22 protein-coding genes and 1 other RNA gene are annotated in these 17,379 nt (G+C 37.4%); 14 read left to right on the top strand and 9 right to left on the bottom strand.

The genetic code is table 11. The features are described from left to right. Positions 1-12 precede the first annotated feature (12 nt). The gene (locus UN64_RS15640) at positions 13-264 is read right to left on the bottom strand and encodes a DNA alkylation repair protein (protein WP_077364429.1); all 252 of its coding nucleotides are present in this window, start codon (positions 262-264) and stop codon (positions 13-15) included. 105 nt (positions 265-369) lie between these two features. Here UN64_RS15640 and UN64_RS20975 point away from each other — a divergent pair, with 105 nt between their 5' ends. The 3 genes from UN64_RS20975 to UN64_RS15630 all read left to right on the top strand — a co-directional run bounded on the left by UN64_RS20975 (position 370) and on the right by UN64_RS15630 (position 1,686). Then, on the top strand, positions 370-510 hold the full coding sequence (locus UN64_RS20975; protein WP_165389407.1) for a hypothetical protein: 141 nt from the start codon (positions 370-372) through the stop codon (positions 508-510). A gap of 30 nt (positions 511-540) precedes the next feature. Next, positions 541-725: non-coding RNA, 6S RNA (ssrS, locus tag UN64_RS15635), on the top strand. Between the two features lie 73 nt (positions 726-798). Further along, the gene (locus tag UN64_RS15630; RefSeq protein WP_077364427.1) at positions 799-1,686 is read left to right on the top strand and encodes a 5'-3' exonuclease; all 888 of its coding nucleotides are present in this window, start codon (positions 799-801) and stop codon (positions 1,684-1,686) included. Here the strand turns inward: UN64_RS15630 and UN64_RS15625 are convergent. Together UN64_RS15625 and UN64_RS15620 are read right to left on the bottom strand one after the other, a co-directional pair. Then, on the bottom strand, positions 1,683-2,609 hold the full coding sequence (locus UN64_RS15625) for a DMT family transporter (protein ID WP_171978937.1): 927 nt from the start codon (positions 2,607-2,609) through the stop codon (positions 1,683-1,685). The genes UN64_RS15630 and UN64_RS15625 overlap by 4 nt on opposite strands. Further along, a complete protein-coding gene (locus tag UN64_RS15620) occupies positions 2,606-3,007 on the bottom strand; it encodes a reverse transcriptase-like protein (RefSeq protein ID WP_077364425.1) in 402 nt (133 codons plus the stop codon). The genes UN64_RS15625 and UN64_RS15620 overlap by 4 nt, the downstream gene beginning before the upstream one ends. A gap of 73 nt (positions 3,008-3,080) precedes the next feature. On the opposite strand from UN64_RS15620, the gene UN64_RS15615 reads away from it, so the two are divergent. From UN64_RS15615 to UN64_RS15605, 3 genes are read left to right on the top strand one after another with little or no spacing between them, the layout of a single operon-like run. Beyond that, the gene (locus tag UN64_RS15615) at positions 3,081-3,749 is read left to right on the top strand and encodes a reverse transcriptase-like protein (protein WP_077364423.1); all 669 of its coding nucleotides are present in this window, start codon (positions 3,081-3,083) and stop codon (positions 3,747-3,749) included. A 52-nt stretch (positions 3,750-3,801) separates the two neighbouring features. Further along, positions 3,802-4,101, top strand: coding sequence for a DUF6123 family protein (locus UN64_RS15610; protein WP_077364421.1), 300 nt, complete (start codon positions 3,802-3,804; stop codon positions 4,099-4,101). A gap of 2 nt (positions 4,102-4,103) precedes the next feature. Beyond that, complete coding sequence (locus UN64_RS15605) at positions 4,104-4,748, top strand: HD domain-containing protein (protein ID WP_077364419.1); 645 nt, start codon at positions 4,104-4,106, stop codon at positions 4,746-4,748. Between the two features lie 167 nt (positions 4,749-4,915). On the opposite strand, the gene UN64_RS15600 is transcribed toward UN64_RS15605, so the two are convergent. Further along, positions 4,916-5,245 (bottom strand): 2Fe-2S iron-sulfur cluster-binding protein, encoded by a 330-nt coding sequence (locus UN64_RS15600; protein ID WP_077364417.1) that lies wholly within the window; start codon positions 5,243-5,245, stop codon positions 4,916-4,918. Positions 5,246-5,410: 165 nt separating this feature from the next. Between UN64_RS15600 and UN64_RS15595 the strand changes: the two genes are divergently transcribed. From UN64_RS15595 to UN64_RS15575, 4 genes are all read left to right on the top strand, one after another. Beyond that, positions 5,411-7,099 (top strand): formate--tetrahydrofolate ligase, encoded by a 1,689-nt coding sequence (locus UN64_RS15595; protein ID WP_077364415.1) that lies wholly within the window; start codon positions 5,411-5,413, stop codon positions 7,097-7,099. Positions 7,100-7,155: 56 nt separating this feature from the next. Then, complete coding sequence (locus UN64_RS15590; protein ID WP_077364413.1) at positions 7,156-7,305, top strand: YycC family protein; 150 nt, start codon at positions 7,156-7,158, stop codon at positions 7,303-7,305. Positions 7,306-7,619: 314 nt separating this feature from the next. Continuing rightward, positions 7,620-8,480, top strand: a complete 861-nt coding sequence (locus tag UN64_RS15580) for a CvfB family protein (RefSeq protein WP_077364411.1) — start codon at positions 7,620-7,622, stop codon at positions 8,478-8,480. 131 nt (positions 8,481-8,611) lie between these two features. Beyond that, a complete protein-coding gene (locus tag UN64_RS15575) occupies positions 8,612-10,030 on the top strand; it encodes an amino acid permease (protein WP_139343157.1) in 1,419 nt (472 codons plus the stop codon). A 15-nt stretch (positions 10,031-10,045) separates the two neighbouring features. On the opposite strand, the gene UN64_RS15570 is transcribed toward UN64_RS15575, so the two are convergent. Together UN64_RS15570 and UN64_RS15565 are read right to left on the bottom strand one after the other, a co-directional pair. Beyond that, entirely contained in the window at positions 10,046-11,587 is a 1,542-nt protein-coding gene (locus tag UN64_RS15570; protein WP_077364409.1) for a solute symporter family protein, read from the bottom strand. Continuing rightward, positions 11,584-11,919 carry a DUF485 domain-containing protein gene (locus tag UN64_RS15565; protein ID WP_281249458.1) on the bottom strand — a complete coding sequence of 112 codons (336 nt, stop codon included), beginning with the start codon at positions 11,917-11,919 and terminating at the stop codon, positions 11,584-11,586. The genes UN64_RS15570 and UN64_RS15565 overlap by 4 nt, the downstream gene beginning before the upstream one ends. Positions 11,920-12,127: 208 nt before the next feature. Here UN64_RS15565 and UN64_RS15560 point away from each other — a divergent pair, with 208 nt between their 5' ends. Together UN64_RS15560 and UN64_RS15555 are read left to right on the top strand one after the other, a co-directional pair. Then, positions 12,128-12,808: an MgtC/SapB family protein gene (locus tag UN64_RS15560; protein WP_077364405.1), complete on the top strand. Its 681-nt coding sequence runs from the start codon at positions 12,128-12,130 to the stop codon at positions 12,806-12,808. A 13-nt stretch (positions 12,809-12,821) separates the two neighbouring features. Further along, positions 12,822-13,394 (top strand): cysteine hydrolase family protein, encoded by a 573-nt coding sequence (locus tag UN64_RS15555; protein WP_077364403.1) that lies wholly within the window; start codon positions 12,822-12,824, stop codon positions 13,392-13,394. Positions 13,395-13,805: 411 nt separating this feature from the next. On the opposite strand, the gene UN64_RS15550 is transcribed toward UN64_RS15555, so the two are convergent. Next, complete coding sequence (locus UN64_RS15550) at positions 13,806-14,870, bottom strand: SDR family oxidoreductase (protein ID WP_171978936.1); 1,065 nt, start codon at positions 14,868-14,870, stop codon at positions 13,806-13,808. A gap of 60 nt (positions 14,871-14,930) precedes the next feature. Between UN64_RS15550 and UN64_RS15545 the strand changes: the two genes are divergently transcribed. Then, positions 14,931-15,593 (top strand): NAD(P)H-binding protein, encoded by a 663-nt coding sequence (locus UN64_RS15545; RefSeq protein WP_077364399.1) that lies wholly within the window; start codon positions 14,931-14,933, stop codon positions 15,591-15,593. A gap of 66 nt (positions 15,594-15,659) precedes the next feature. Then, positions 15,660-16,088 carry a BrxA/BrxB family bacilliredoxin gene (locus tag UN64_RS15540; protein WP_077364397.1) on the top strand — a complete coding sequence of 143 codons (429 nt, stop codon included), beginning with the start codon at positions 15,660-15,662 and terminating at the stop codon, positions 16,086-16,088. A gap of 101 nt (positions 16,089-16,189) precedes the next feature. On the opposite strand, the gene UN64_RS15535 is transcribed toward UN64_RS15540, so the two are convergent. Together UN64_RS15535 and plsY are read right to left on the bottom strand one after the other, a co-directional pair. Continuing rightward, positions 16,190-16,354 (bottom strand): YjcZ family sporulation protein, encoded by a 165-nt coding sequence (locus tag UN64_RS15535; RefSeq protein WP_077364659.1) that lies wholly within the window; start codon positions 16,352-16,354, stop codon positions 16,190-16,192. A 435-nt stretch (positions 16,355-16,789) separates the two neighbouring features. Continuing rightward, entirely contained in the window at positions 16,790-17,374 is a 585-nt protein-coding gene (gene plsY / locus UN64_RS15530; protein ID WP_077364395.1) for a glycerol-3-phosphate 1-O-acyltransferase PlsY, read from the bottom strand. Between the last annotated feature and the right edge of the window lie 5 nt (positions 17,375-17,379).

Below are 17,379 nucleotides of genomic sequence, written 5' to 3'. Positions count from 1 at the left end.
AGTCTTTTTTGTCTATTGCCTTGGATTGCTTTGAGCACGTTTAATGTACATTTCTTCTTCACCTACAATACCGCAAGCTCCGCATTGAATTAATCTTTCAGAACCCTTGTAAGGCAAGTGGAACATATCGAGCTGTCCTTCTTCATACTGCTGTACAACATCACCTGTAGAAGGATCAAGTTTTACAGATACCGGATTTTGTTCGATAACATTAAAACGTGTTCGATTTGTTTTGCAATTAGGGCACAAATAAGGATTTGCCAATGTAAAGACCTCCTTTTTAGTATTAGGCTAACCATTTGAGGAAAAATTATGTAAGTTTTAATTTAATCATATTTAGCCATAGTAAATATAAGGAGGGATGAACAGATGGGCAGACAGAAAAAAGGTAATGCGAATGCACAAAGAAACAACAATGTGAAAGAAAATGGAGCAGAAAACCAAACAGAATTTGCTTCTTATGCTGAGATGGAAGTTCAAAAGATGCATCACGGCAAGAAAACAAAATAATTTTACATCTGAACTAATACAGAGTATAATAAAAATCTGCGATGTTAGTGGCTTTCCAATGTCTTTAACCTATGTGCTAATGACGGGAATCCAATATGATCTGTCAGACAGTCATGCCTTGCACTCGACTTGGAAGGCTGTAACGGCAGCTGCGGATACCCACCTGAGAGATCAGGTTCCAAAGGCATATAAAGTCACGGCAGAGCGGATTTTACTTAACAATTAACAAGCGTATTTTACTTCATTGTAAAATGCGCTTTTTTCATAACATAACCGGGGGATATTGGAATGGAGAAGAAAGAAGTTTTGCTTTTGATCGATGGATTCAACCTGCTGAGCAGATGCTATTTTGCAACAGCATATGGCAAAGAGATGCATGACCTGCCGCGAAATTCAAAAGGACAATTTACGAATGCAATCCGTGTAACCATACAGAAATTACTCATGCTTGTCAGAGAACACGAGCCTACACATATTGCAGTTGCTTGGGATGTGAAGCGGGAAGAAACGCTTAGACGCGAAAAATTTGCAGAGTATAAAGGAACAAGAAACGAACTGCCAGAACCACTCATTCAGCAATATGAAACACTTGTTGAATTATTTGATACGATTGGAATTACACAGCTTACAATTCCTAGGTATGAAGCAGATGATATCATCGGAACAATGGTAAACCGCTGGCGGAATGAAAGAGACGGGGAGTGCATCATTTACAGCAATGACCGTGACCTATTACAACTGTTATGTGATCGAACATCACAGCTTATATCAATAAAACGTGAAGAGTTAAAATATACACTGAATCATTTTCAAGAAGAGTATGGGATTACTCCTGCACAATGGATAGATGTAAAAGCATTATTAGGTGATAAAAGTGATAACATCCCTGGAGTAGCTGGTGTAGGAGATAAAGCTGCCCTGCCACTCATTCAGCAATATGGTGCAGTTGAGCTCATTTATGAAAATTTCGAAAATCTAGATCCTAAGTACAAACGTTATCTGAAAAAGCTTGAAGCAGGAAAGGATATGGCCGTATTAAGTAAGGATTTATGCACCATCTTCACTGATGTTCCAGATATAGTTGACAGAGACCTTGAAGAATGCAGATATCTATTAAATAAAGAGGCGGTTCGAGAAGCTTTGCATGCTTTGGAAATACAAATAAGAGTGGGTTAATATCCCACTCTTTTTGTTTTCTTTTTAAATGTAAAATCACTGTATTTCAATTCAGAGAGAATCATACCGAACAAAATGAGAATACAACCGATAAGTGCTTTTGAACCTAAGCGTTCATTAAGTACAATAAAAGCAGTGATTGCTGCAAATACCGGTTCCATCGCAAATATCAATGCCACTCTTGCAGGAGTAGTAAAAGATTGAAAATACGTTTGGGCTAAAAAGGCGAGAGCAGTCGCAAACAATGAAGTGATCAGAAGGGCTGTAATGACTTCAGATTTAAGCAGCATATTCGCTGCAAATATTTCCTGCCATTGCTCCGTAAAAAATGCTGTAATAAAGCTTAAAAATGACACAGTAAACAGCTGTATAACTGTCAGGCATAAAGCATCAAAGGATTTTGCAAATTTACCTGTAAAAACAATATGCATTGCAAACGATACAGCACATAAAAGAACATAACCATCACCTATATTTAGAGAAAAACTATTATGGATTGTAAGTAAGTACAGTCCAGCCACTGCAAGCAATGAACTTATGCCGATCTGCCAGTTCAGTTTTTGTTTTAGCAGTGCGTAGCTAAAAAGAGGGACAAGCACCACACTTAATCCTGTTATAAATCCAGCTTTTGAGGAAGTCGTATATAGAAGTCCAACAGTCTGAAATCCGTACCCTAAAAATAGCCAAAAACCTAATAATGTTCCACTTTTTAATAGATTTTTATTTTTAAATTTCCTAAAAGATGAACGCTTAAAAAAGTATATAATGAATAATAATAGTATGGCAGCTATAAAAAAACGGACAGTATTAAATGAATAAGGTTCAAGAAAAGCGATCGCTTTTTGAACAATGACAAACGTCGTTCCCCAGACAAGTGCGACTAATAGCAGATTAAAATCAGCAAACCATGGTTTCTTTATCATTTGGAACTCCTGTTTAACTGGATAGCTTTCCTGGCCAGTTCATCTGCTGCTTTATTTTGTTTGGATGGTATCCATTTGATAAAGAATAAATCGAGCTGATCTGCTAAAGAGAGAACGGTTTCAAGAAGCACAGTATACCTTTTGTCTTTAGCATATCTTTTGTCTACTGCACTTTCTACAGCTTGAGAATCTGTCCGGAATGAAACAATCTGCCACTTGTTTTCAACACATAACTCCAAGCCTCGTATTAGAGCCTGAAACTCTGCTTCATGGTTAGACATATTGCCTAATGGGAAACGATAAGACTGGGTTGTGCCATCTCCGACTTTCACATAAACTCCTGCACCTGACAATCCTGGATCACCAGCACTTGCACCATCTATATATACTTCGATCAATTGATGACTCTCCTCTGTGTAAATTTATATACGTATTATAATGCACTTTAAATAAAACAAAAAGGAGATTGCTATGAAATTCTCCCTAGAATATATGTACAAACATCCAAAATCACAATTGAAAATTCGTTTTGTTTCAGATCCTGTTTCTTTGCAAGAAGCAATTTTTACGGCGAATGATCTGGAAAAAACGGGCCGAATTTCTGAGTTGATATTCATCGACACAAAAGGTGTAACATGGACAAAAAAAGAACTGTTAAAACTTACTGAAGTTAAAAAAGAAGAGCCTAAAGAAATCCGTGTATTTTTTGATGGAGGTTTTTTAACGGAATCCAGAATGAGCGGCCAAGGAATCATTATTTATTTCTCGCAGAACGGCATAAATTACCGACTAAAGAAAAATGCCAGTTTTACCAATATTGAATCGAACAATGAAGCAGAGTACGCAGCGTTATGGTCTGCTGCCAGGGAACTTGAAGAGCTTGGTGTTCAATATGAGCAGGTCTTAATTCAAGGAGACTCAAAGGTAGTAATCGAACAGATGAAAGGAGAATGGCCATGTTATGAAGTGAACCTTCAAAACTGGGCAGATAAAATCGAAACACTGTTTAAGAAGCTTCAGATTGAACCTGTTTACGAATGGATTGCAAGAAATGAAAATAAAGATGCTGACCAATTAGTAAATCAGGCTTTAAATGGCAAGATCATCAAAGCAAAAAAAGAAGTCATTGATAATTCCTGATTCTAACTGGTACAATTTACTAGAAACTTTGGATTTTGGGGTTGAGTAAAACATGGCAGCAAACATTTTAGAAGATTATGTAGCATTGCTAGCTTCAAAAGGTTTTCGTCTTTCAGATGGAGATCTTCATTTTATTGATTTTGGCAGACATTATACAGAAGCATCTGAATCTCAGGTGAAAATAGCTTTAGAAGTTACACTCGTCAAACAATTATCTTTTGATGGGAGTTACTTTATTGCACTGCTTGAATCATTTGTTCAAGAAGATGTCCGATCTAGGAAACGCGCATATGAATTACTTGACCGTTTACAATCGAACAGAGAAATTAACAAATCTTGTACAGTGGGGTAAAAATGAACCAATTAATAATAGAAAAAACTGAAGAATTTGTTAAAGAAAAATTAAAAGATGAAAGCAGCGGGCATGACTGGTACCATATTTACCGTGTAAAAAAGCTGGCAGAAAACATTGCAGAGCAAGAAGGTGCTGATTATTTTATATGTGTAATGGCAGCCTTGCTTCATGATATAGCTGATGAAAAAATTGCAGGCACGGAAGAAAAAGGGCTGGAAGAGGTAAAATTATGGCTGAAGTCTATTGCCTTAGAAAGTCATTATATAGATCAAATTATATCTATTATAAGTACGATGTCGTTTAAAGGCGGAAATCAGTCAGCCATGCAAACACTTGAAGGAAAAGTTGTTCAAGATGCTGACAGGCTAGATGCTATCGGGGCGATAGGGATCGGAAGGACTTTTGCCTATTCAGGAGCAAAAGGACAATTGATGTATGACCCGCAGATACCAGTCAGGGAGAAGATGACGAAAGATCAATACCGGAATGAAAAGAGTACAGCCGTTAACCACTTTTATGAAAAATTGTTAAAGTTAAAAGACAAAATGAATACAGCATCTGCAAAAAATCTTGCGGATGAACGTCATGCGTTCTTGGAGAGCTTTTTAGAACAGTTTTTTGGTGAATGGGAAGGGAAAAAGTAGAAATTCTAAATTAAAGTACATTTCGGCGGAATAATTTCACCGTTTTCATAATTAATTTCACCAAATGCATATATATATCCACCAATGATGAACTTAATTTCACCTTTGACTTAGTTTTATTGATATTTCAACATTTCTCAACAAAAAAGGGCCACAACGGCCCTTTTTTATTCGCATTCTTCAGCTGGACGCGGTCCAGCATCTAAACCTTCAGAACTAACAGTAAGTACAGGTTTGATTGACGCATCTGTACTCACGCAAATCTGACAGGAAAGTCTAACGTTGTCTGATAAGCCTTTTGTTTCAATAATGTTCGCTTCTTTTTCACCAATTGGACCCAAATCTCCGGATAATACTTCTACACGGCAAGAAGTACATTTTGCTTTTCCTCCACAGCGGTGAAGAATATCAATTCCATTGTCTTCTAATGCCAAAACAAGTTTTTTGCCATTTTCGATGTTATACGTCCCATAGCCTTGTACATCAATTTTTGCCATTAAGGTGCCTCCTTAAGAATATCTTTCCATTTCTATTATACGATAACCTGAATTCAAGTAAACTAAACGAATCAAAGTTATCATATAAAAACTAATCGCATCACATACTTATTTCATATACAATAGAGAGTGGAGACAATTTTACATATGGAGGGTCTAATCAACATGCTAGAAAAGGTTACGTTTAAAAGTGATATCGAGATTGCTCAATCAGCTAAGATGCTGCGCATTGAAGAAATTGTAGGACAACTCGGAATTGATGAAGATGATTGGGAACCTTACGGAAGATATAAAGGGAAACTATCCTTAGATCTATTTCAAAAGCTTCAAAATGTTGAGGATGGAAAAGTAGTCTTAGTTACAGCAATCAGTCCAACACCTGCAGGGGAAGGTAAATCTACTGTCACTGTAGGACTTGGACAAGCACTTAACCGCGTTGGGAAGAAAACGATTATCGCTTTACGCGAACCTTCTCTTGGCCCTAGCATGGGGATAAAAGGCGGTGCAGCAGGCGGAGGTTACTCTCAAGTAATGCCGATGGAAGATATCAACCTTCATTTCACAGGAGACCTTCATGCGATCACAACTGCAAATAATGCTCTAGCTGCACTTATAGATAATCATATCCATCAAGGCAATTCATTAAATATTGATCCACGCAGAATCATTTGGAAACGCGCTTTAGATATGAACGATCGTGCATTAAGAAAGATTGTTATCGGTTTAGGCGGACCTGTCCAAGGTGTACCACGTGAAGACGGATTTGACATTACAGTTGCTTCAGAAATCATGGCCATTTTTTGTTTGGCTAATAACCTTGAAGATTTAAAGCTCAGACTATCAAGAATGGTAGTAGCTTTCGATTATGATAATGAGCCTGTAACAGCTGGGGATTTGAATGCACATGGTGCGCTTACCCTTCTGTTAAAAGATGCGATTCGACCTAATATTGTTCAAACACTCGAGAATACACCAGCTCTTGTTCATGGCGGGCCATTTGCAAATATCGCTCATGGATGCAACAGTGTAATTGCAACAAAAATGGCATCAAAGCTTGGGGACATGGTTGTAACTGAAGCAGGATTCGGTGCTGATTTAGGTGCTGAAAAGTTTTTAGATATAAAGGCAAGATATGCTGGAATTAATCCTAGTGCCGTAGTGATCGTTGCAACAGTAAGAGCACTTAAGATGCATGGAGGACTAGCAAAGGAATATTTAAAAACTCCAGATGTTGCTGCACTTGAAAAGGGAATGCCGAATCTTGAAAAACACCTTGAGACATTGAAACAATTTGGAGTTCCAGTTGTTGTAGCCATAAATAAGTTTGTTACAGACACCGAAGAAGAAATCGCTTTTATTAAAGATTGGTGCAGTAAAAAAGGTGTTGCATCAGAAGAAGCTGATGTTTGGGCAAGAGGCGGAGAAGGCGGAGAAGAACTTGCAAAAAGAGTTTTAGAGACAATTGAAAATGAAAAAAATGAATACAGTCCATTATATGACCTTGATTTATCTATTTCAGAAAAAATCGAAACGATATGCAAGAAGGTATATGGAGCAGGTGAGGTACAATTTTCACCTAAAGCATCAAAGCAAATGAAACAATATAGTGAATTTGGCTGGGACAAACTTCCTATTTGTATGGCCAAAACACAGTATTCTTTTTCAGATGACCCTAAAAAACTCGGCCGCCCCGAAAACTTTACAATAACGATCAGAGAATTAAAACCTTCTATTGGGGCTGGATTCATTGTGGCATTAACAGGTGATGTAATGACAATGCCTGGACTGCCAAAAGTTCCTGCTGCTAATAATATGGATGTTACAGAAGACGGTAAAGCAGTTGGCCTATTCTAAAAAACATTGAGTGAACAGCTTATTTTGCTGCTATACTTTTTGCTGGAGGGAAGCATATGAAACCATTACAATTATCTGCTGAAACTGCGGTTAAATTAGCAAAAGAGTTAAATGTACCGCTTGAGCAATTGATGCATATGCCTCAGCACATACTAGTAAAAAAACTAATGGAGCTTGAGGCAGCAAAAGATAATCAAGATGAATAAAAAGAAACAAGAAGGCGAAAACCTACTATGTAGGTTTTTCTTTTTTTCTTTAGCGCTGTATTCGTAAATATTGTTGCTACTAGAAGAGGTTGATTTCCGCTCCAGGATGCTCGCTTTCCGCGGGGCGTGCGGTGAGCCTTCTCGGCGCTTTGCGCCATTAGAAGTCTCACCTGTCCCGCTGATCGCGCAGGAGTCTCGCTCCTTGCGCTCCAATCAACTAATCACAGAAGCATACTCTATAAAAGATATATTGAAAAGTAACAATTTTATAGAAAACAGCCTTCTTAATTGATCAACAGAAAAGGAATGAAACGATGGAATCAAAAAAACCTGGATTAGTATATACACTAAAAGTACTTAGAGATTCAGATTTAGGGTACGTTTTAGATTTAGAAGACGGAAAAGAGGTGCTTTTGCACAAAGCAGAAGCAAAAGGAAAGTATGAAGAAGGTTCGAATGTTGAAGTCTTTCTTTATCAGGACCATGAAGGGAGACTAGCGGCTACTGAAACTATTCCAAAAGTAAGACTTGATTCATTGGCATGGCTGGAAGTAGCTGGGGTAAATCATAAGCTTGGAGTATTTTTGCATATTGGCATTAAAAAAGATCTTCTTCTTTCGAAAGACGATCTTCCAGAATCGTGGGATGAATGGCCGCATATCGGTGATAAATTGTATTCTGGGATGAAACTTGATAAAAAGGGACGTCTTTTTGCTGACTTAGCTACAGAAGAAGAAATGGTTGAACAAGCAGAAGCAGCAACTGAAACAGCTTTTAATCAGCAAGCATCAGGATATGTTTATAAAATCAATGAATCTGGTGTATTGGTGTTTACTGATGAACAGCATATTGGATTTATTCATAATGATGAATTGAAAGTAACGCCGCGCTTGGGGCAAAAATTGGGTGCAAGGGTTGCTTTTGTTCGTGAAGACGGAAGAATTAATCTGTCCATGAAAGCTAGAAAAGAAGTAGCTTACAGTGAAGATGCCGAGCGGATTTATCAATACCTCCGCGAACATAAAGGACAGATGCCTCTAACAGATAAATCATCACCTGATGAAATAAAAGAGACGTTCCAAATGAGTAAAGCAGCGTTCAAACGCGCACTTGGCAAACTCATGAAAGAAGAGAAAATCATTCAGGAAAACGGAAAAACTTATCTTCAAATATAGTTTAATGGAGCCTGCACATAGGCTCCTTTTTTATTTTTCACACTGCCATTTCATCTAAAAAACCTCCACCATAATGGTTACGATTTGAATTTCAGCCTATTGGGTAAAATAAATGATGATTGAAAGGTGGTATTTCATTGAAAAGAAATCTAGGTTTTTGGGTGTTAACAGCTTTGGTAGTCGGAAATATGGTAGGATCAGGAATCTTCATGCTGCCACGATCTTTAGCAGAAGTGGCTAGTCCTGCAGGAGTGATATCAGCTTGGGTAATTACAGGTTTTGGTGTATTAATGACTGCATTGGTTTTTGGTAATTTGTCTCTTAGAAAACCAGAATTGAATGGCGGTCCGCAAAACTATGCTAAGGCATTATTTGAAGAAAATAAAAAATCTTCCTTATTAAGCGGTTACCTTGTCAGCTGGGGCTACTGGGTTGCTAACTGGTCAGGAAACGTTGCTATCATAACAACTTTTGCAAGTTATTTATCTACTTTCTTTCCTGTAATGACAAGTTCAAATTCCTTATTCAAGGTAATGGGAACAACGATTACTACTGGTGGAGTCATAACATTTGTCGTTTGTACTGTTCTTCTATGGGGTGTGCATTTCTTAATTTTAAATGGGATAGAAGGCGCTGGTAAAGTTAACTTTATAGCTACTGCTGCAAAAGTATTAGGATTCTTATTATTCATTTTTGCATGTATGTATGCTTTTCAGAGCAGTAATATTGTTCCTTTCTACGAGCCAGTTGAAGGAGAAGGCGGAATAGCTAATGGATTTCTAAGCCAGATCAATAATGCAGCGATCGCAACTCTTTGGGCGTTTGTTGGTGTAGAATCCGCGGTGGTATTTTCGACACGTGCCAAGAAAAAGAGCGATGTTAAAAAAGCTACTATTTTGGGGCTATTAATAGCTCTGGGACTTTATTTAAGCATTACTTTACTAGTTATGGGGACTCTTCCTCAAAATGAATTAGTCTCTTCCCAAAAGCCGCTGGTTGATGCGCTAATGGTTGCAATTGGTCCATCAGGAAGTATGATTATGGCACTGCTCGGAGTTATTTCATTATTAGGGGCTACGATTGGCTGGGTTCTGCTTTCAGCCGAAGTACCTTTTCAGGCAGCACAGCAAAGAATGTTTATACCTGCGTTTCTAAAGGAAAATAAAAAAGGGGCACCCGTTTTTTCTTTATGGGTCACTAACTTATGTACACAGCTCTTTTTATTTTCAGTTGTGTCACAATCCATGGCCCAGGCATTTGACTTTATGATATTTATAGCAACACTTGCGTTTTTAGTTCCTTATATAGTTGCATCCCTTTATCAATTGAAACTTGTAATAAAAGGGGATACATATGAAGAGACGGGCAACAAAAGAACGACCGATGGTATTATAGCAGCATTAGCCGCCATTTATTCGATATGGGTTATATACGCAGGAACCGCAGATATCAAAACATTCCTTTTCGGAATTGCACTGCTTGCATCTGGAATATTGTTTTATCCGCTCGTTCCAAAAAATGCGAATACAAGTGAAAAACCGGCTGATTGACAGCCGGTTTTTACTTTATGCCCCTTTACGCAGTCCTGAACCTGTATTAGCTTTTACAAGAATTTCATTAAACTTGTCTTCATCAGACGGCTTAGATAGCATTGTTCCTACATATGCGCCTAAGAAACCAAGAGGGATCGAAACAATACCAGGGTTAGCAAGAGGGAAAATAGCTTCTCCTGTTAGAATGGCTGCTCCCTCTACTGGAGACCATACACTTGGAGACAAAGCTACAAGAATAAGAGAACTTAATAATCCCACAAGCATACCAGTAACAGCACCTGCAGTGTTAAAGCGTTTCCAAAAAATCGTCAATAAAATAATGGGAAGATTCGCACTAGCAGCAACTGCAAAGGCAAGTGATACTAGGAATGCTACATTCAATTTTTGAGCGAATAAAGCCAAAATAATGGATATAATCGCAACACCGACTGATGCCCATTTTGCTGCTTTCATCTGTTCCTTTTCAGTCGCTTTACCTTTTCGGACAATATGTGTATAAAAGTCGTGTGCAAATGCTGAAGCTGCTGATAAAACTAGACCGGCAACTACCGCTAATATAGTCGCGAAAGCAACAGCTGAAACGAATGCGAATAGGAATTCACCGCCTAATACTTGTGCTAATAGGGGAGCGGCCATGTTTCCTGCAGCATTTGCTGCTACGATGTTGTCTTGTCCAACAAATGCTGCAGCACCAAATCCTAAGAAGATCGTCATAATATAAAAAGCACCTATAAGCCATGTTGCATATACCACAGACTTTCTCGCAGTCGGTGCATCTTTAACAGTGAAGAACCTGATTAATATGTGCGGAAGTCCAGCTGTTCCTAGCACAAGTGCTAAATTCAATGAAATTGTATCAAGCGGATCTTTAAACTTATTGCCCGGATTCAAGAAAGATTCTCCTAATGGAGTAGATTGCTTTACTTGTGCAAACATTTCTGTAAAACTAAATCCAAACTTTGCAAAAACCATAACTGATATAATAAAAGTCCCAATCATTAAAAGAACTGCTTTTACAATCTGTACCCAGGATGTAGCTGTCATTCCGCCAAATACAACATAGACAGTCATCAAGACACCAACGATCAGTACAGAATATACATAATCGATTCCGAGGAGAAGCTTAATAAGCGCGCCTGCGCCAACAAGCTGAGCGACCATGTAGAATGTTGAAATCGCAATAGTATTCAATGCTGCAACACCGCGCACTTTTTTGTCATTAAACCGGGCAGCAATCATATCTGCCATCGTATATTTTCCTAAATTTCGAAGAGGTTCCGCTACTAGATATAAAACAACAAGATAAGCAACTAAAAACCCAATGCTGTAGAAGAAGCCGTCAAATCCAGCTAGAGCGATTGAACCTGCTATACCTAAAAACGACGCAGCCGACATATAATCTCCTGCGATGGCCAGTCCATTCTGCATTCCAGTAAGACCGCCATCAGCTGTATAGAAATCACTCGTTGTTTTTGTCCTTTTAGAAGCAAAATATGTAATGACTAAAGTAAGGGCAACAATTGCTAAGAATAAAGTAAACGCTGTACCATTCATGAAGAGACCTCCTTGTCCATTTCAGATACAACTTTTTCTGCAAGTTCATCAAATCGTTTTGCTTTTTTTGTATAAATCATGCAAAGTGCCCATGTCATAATGAATTGTGCAAAAGCAAAAATCCATGCCCAGGATATATCACCGATTGCTTTGTTATTTAAGACATCCGAATAAGCTGTTAAGACGGGAAGACTGAAATAGAACAGTAAAAAAAATAAAGTCATCGGTAAAATAAATCGCTTTTTTTCTTCCATCAGCTGCTTAAAATAATTTGAATGAACAATTTCGCTATACCTTGGTTCTTCATAGTTTTTCTGTTTTTTAGGTAACACTGAACTTCCTCCTTTAAGTGTGTTGTGGAATACTTTCATTAAACCCCCTTTACAGAATTATTTTTATTTTCAGATAATAATACTTTTATTATTATAAACGGAAAACCATTACCAATTCAAATTAATAAGCTTAATGTTTAGAAGGAATATATACTGTAGTTTGCGTATTATTAAGTAAGGACAAAAACAGAGAAGAGGTGCAAACATCATGAGTGTTGTCTTAGTTAAATTAGGGATATCCGCTTTTTTCGGATTAATAATTGGTATCGAACGCGAATTAAAAAACAAACCAGTAGGGCTTAAAACAAGCCTAGTCATCTCAATCAGCAGTTGTTTGCTCACCATTGTCAGCATTGAATCAGCTGAACAATTCTCTACTGTATCAGGACAAACCGTTATGGACCCTATGCGTCTTGCTGCACAGATAGTGAGCGGAATAGGTTTTCTTGGTGCAGGAGTAATATTAAGAAGAAGCAACGATGTCATTTCAGGGCTTACAACAGCTGCAATGATTTGGGGGGCATCGGGTTTGGGAATTGCAGCTGGGGCAGGTTTTTACAAAGAGGCTGCAGCTGGAGCTTTGTTAATTTTAATCAGCGTAGAATTGATACCTTTGATTATGAAATGGATAGGTCCAAAAGCATTAAGACAGATTGATGTAAAATTAAAATTAATCGTAGAACCCGAAACAAACATGAGTGATGTAATGAAACAAATTAACGAGCTCAACGTACGTATTGTAAATGTAAGAATTAAGGATCTAGAGAATGATAACCGGAAAATGGAGATGGCTGCTTCCATTTATGAAAAAAGGTACACCACTGATCTATATGATGATGTAAAAAAAATTCAGGGAATAAGAAGTGTAGAAATTGAGACACTTGATTAAATAGGAGGAAAAAATGAAAGCTTTAGTAGTTATTGATTACACAAACGATTTTGTAGCCAATGAAGGGAAGCTGACTTGCGGAAAACCAGGTCAGGCAATAGAAGAAAGAATCACAGCAATTACTGAAGAATTTATTAAAAATGACGATTATGTTGTATTTGCAGTAGATGTTCATGACGAGAACGATCAGTATCACCCAGAGAGCAAACTGTTTCCTCCACATAATATCAGGAATACTGAAGGCAGGGAACTGTACGGAAAGCTTAAGGATGTATTTGTTGAGAACATGGCTCGGCCGGAAAATAATATTTTATGGCTTGATAAAACTCGCTATAGTGCTTTTGCGGGTACAGATCTGGAGATTAAACTAAGGGAGAGAAATATTCAAGAAGTACATCTGACAGGAGTATGTACTGACATTTGTGTATTACATACTGCTGTAGATGCATACAATAAAGGTTTTTCAATTGTGATACACGAGGATGCTGTACAAAGTTTTAGCCAGCCAGGGCATGAATGGGCGCTATCCCATTTTAAAAATACACTAGGAGCAGAAGTTGTCAGTAAGAACAACAGTCTCGTTTAAAAACAGAGGGATGACTCGAAAGTATAAAACTTTTGGGGTCATTCCTCATTTATTTTGGTTTTTCTCTAAAAGTTTGTTGCTTTCGGCTCATTTTTTTATTCTCTTCATTGACAAGTTGGTTGGAGTGCAAGGTGGGAGACTCCTCGAAAATGAAAAATCACATTTTCTTCTTGCGATGTAATCCTGACGAAGCCTTTCTTGTCCTGCGGGAGCAGCGGGACAGGTGAGACTTCTAATGGCGCAAAGCGCAGAGAAGGCTCACCGCACGCCCCCCTGAAAGCGAGCATCCTGGAACGGAAATCAACTACTTCCAATAGCAGAGGATTTTATTTTTTTATTTTGTAAAAATAAATAATAGGGGCTGCCAAAAGTAAATTCACTTCACTTTTTTGATAGCCCCCTTACTTTTTACTAATAACGCTTTAACGAAACATCAGCAGCATTTTCTTTATAGTACCGTACAAGTACTGGCACATATTTTTCAAAAGGCGGGCATGTTATACCAGTACCTTCTAGATCTTCGACTAGTTGAGAAGTATCATACTCTGCTTCATGTGAGAAGTAAGAAATAGTTTCACGGGGTACACCAAGCCATTTTGAGATAAAAGAAATGGCTAGCATTCGATCAGCAATTGATCGAGGCAAATGCCAGCTAGGCTTCTTGTCATTAAGCTCTTTGCATATTAACGTATACGCATCATAGATCTTTGGCGATGATGGACTTAATAAATGATAAGTTTTGGACTCCCCACGTTTATCGTGCATCAAAAATACAGAAGCATTAACAATAAAGTCAACCGGAACAAGATGAATTTTAGAAGTTGTACGCCCGATATAAGGGATTGGCAAAGCAGATAGTCTTCTTAAGAATTGCATCATAAAATAAGGGCCATCAAACTTTATAGTTTCACCAGTTCTAGAATCACCTACTATGATTCCAGGTCTAAATATGGTGATTGGCAGTTTATCCATATACATCCTTACCATTCGTTCTGCCTCATACTTTGTTTGTTCATAATAGTTCCTAAAGCCACCAGGTTCTGACATACTGGATTCTACTATTTTTCCTTTATCATTTCCTGATACATAGGCAGTGCTGAAATAACCAAAACGTTTCATTTTTTTACAAGTTTTCAGAAATTTTATTACATTTTCAGTGCCAAGTACATTACAAGAATAAGAAGGAGAATAAGCTGCCGTTAAATCGTAAAGAGCAGCAAGGTGTATACAATGTGTCATTTTTTCTGCTATTTCTCTCCTCAAATAATCAGGCAGACCAAGTCCTTTTTTTGTAATATCGCCTTCTAAAAGAACGGTGTTTTTTCCATAGTCTTTAAGTTTTTGTTCAGCAATCTTTCTCTCTTGTTTTAGAGTAAGCAAATAAAATTGTGATGAAGGATATTTGTGTTGAAGTGATTCAAATAGTTTTGTAGCTATAAAACCTGGAAATCCAGTGATAAAATAAGTATGTTCCAAATTAGCACCAGCCTGTCTTAATATTTTCTAAGATTTTAATAAGCAGAAGGGATTATAAGTATGAATGAAAAAACTGTTATTTTAGCAGGATCGAGCGGTCTTGTTGGCAAAGAAGTTGTAAAACAGCTAATTGCTGACCAGTCTTGCAAAGAAATAATCCTGCTCGTTAGAATTAAATCAAAAATAAAACATCCTAAAATTAAAGAGATTTTGTTTGACTTTACAAGTCCAGAATATGAGATTGAGAACGTTGAAGCAGACAGCATGATAATTTGTATTGGTACAACTATGAAAAAAGCACAAACAAAAGAAAGGTTTAAAGAGGTTGACCTCAACATTCCTGTTAAACTGGCAAGGTTATCGATTAAGTTAAACGTTCAAAATGTTGCAATCATTTCTGCAATGGGTGCAGATTCCAAATCCTCGTTCTTTTACAACCGAGTAAAAGGGGAGATGGAAACACAATTGATCTCCTTAAAGATTAAAAATCTTACTATCGTAAGACCTTCCTTATTAATTGGTGACCGTAATGAATTTCGTTTCGGAGAAAGATTTGCAGAAAAGGTTTATTCAGTTGTTCCTTATATTTTTCCAAAAAAATATAAACCGATCGATGCGAGCAATGTTGCCAAAGCAATGATTAAAGCAAGCTTTGCTTTTTCAAATAAGCAAGTGAACATCATTGAAAACTCTGCTATTCATGAGTTAAGCCGAAACAGTTAAATAAATAGCTTAATTACGCTATAATAACATTGTATGTAAAAGATTCGTTATCAGGAGGAATAATTTATGAATGCCTATGAAGAATATATGAAACAAATGGCTCAGCCTATGAGAGATGAATTGACTCGTGCTGGATTTGAAGAATTAAAGACACCAGAAGAAGTAAATTATTTTATGCAAGAAACTGAAGGAACTGCACTTGTGGTAATTAACTCCGTATGCGGATGCGCAGCAGGTCTTGCTCGTCCTGTAGCAGTGGCATCATTGAACCACTCAGTAAAACCAGACCAGTTTGCTACTGTATTTGCCGGTCAGGATAAAGAAGCAACTGCACAGATCAGAGAATTCTTTGGTGATATCCCGCCGTCTTCTCCTTCGATGGCTCTTTTAAAAGATGGAAAAGTCGTGCATTTTATCCACAGACATAACATTGAAAATCATTCACCAGAAGAAATCCTGGAAAACCTGTTAGGAGCTTATGACCAGCACTGTTAATCGTTATGGTTAATTTTGGTAATGTGAATTTTAATTTTATCACAGGACATTAAAAGAGAGAAGCGGATTCGCTCCTCTCTTTTTTTTATAAAATAATTACATTAATGAGATGATGAAGATTCATCTTTATCGCAGTCGTCTTTACCATGGAAAGCTGTAGCACCGATAATGATTAATAGAATGAATAGAACAACAATAATTAAGAATCCACATCCATAACCATAACCATGACCATAGCCACCGCCGTATCCACCGTGAAGAGGCATGTTAGCTACTGGCTTCATACCAATATTCATATTGTCACCATAAGGCATATTCATTTTCTTATTTTCCATTTCAGTCCCTCCAAAAATTTAAGTATAGGTCAACGTCACATTACACCATATGACCGAAACACCTAAACGGACACGGACAAATGCGGAGTTTTTAGTGAAATCGCCTGTACTTTTTAAGGAGAAGAGCCTATTTTTTTAAAATATAAGAAAAAAGGGGCTGACTTAAAAGTATGAAACTTTTTAAGACATGCCTCATTTTATTTAAACCTATTTAGATAACGTACATCGTTATAAAATAGTTGGTCATCTAATTAACTCGATTAGATAACTAAATTTTGGCGATTTTCTTTATTTTTTATTTTGATAAAAATAAAAAATTAGGGGCTGCCAAAAGTAAGTTTATCTTACTTTTGGGACAGCCCCTCGTTAAATCCATTTTACTTTTGGCTCAGTTTTCTTAGCGATCCGGACAATATTCTGTCTATGTCTGTACAATAAAAAGAGGGTAAATCCAATCAGTATATAAGTAGTAATGTTATCAGCAAGTAAAAGACTTAAGATTACTGAACCCACACCAGCCATGATGGAAGAAAGAGATACATATTTACTTATGTATAAAGATAAAAAGAAAGTAAGCAAGACCAAGAGAAATAATAATGGCTCTGCAAACAATAGAACTCCTCCAGATGTTGCTACAGCCTTTCCACCCTTGAATTTTGCGAAGACTGGATAACAATGTCCAATGACAGCGGGAATTCCTGCAACCAATGGATGAAGGTCTGCATTAAGCAGTAAGGGCAAGCTGGCAGCAAGTGTTCCTTTTAATACATCTGCCGCAGAAACGATGAACCCTGCTTTTTTACCTAAAGTCCGAAATGTATTAGTGCCGCCTAAATTACCGCTTCCATGCTGGCGAATATCAATTCCATAACCAATTTTTCCTACTAAAAGCGCAAAGGGGATAGAGCCTAGCAAATAGGAAAGAAGTATAATAATAACTGTGTCGATCATATAAA

It is taken from the genome of Fictibacillus arsenicus, assembly GCF_001999465.1.
Taxonomy (GTDB): domain Bacteria; phylum Bacillota; class Bacilli; order Bacillales; family Fictibacillaceae; genus Fictibacillus; species Fictibacillus arsenicus.
The sequence above is the reverse complement of the archived record's forward strand: the minus strand, read 5'-3'. Positions and strand labels throughout refer to the sequence as shown.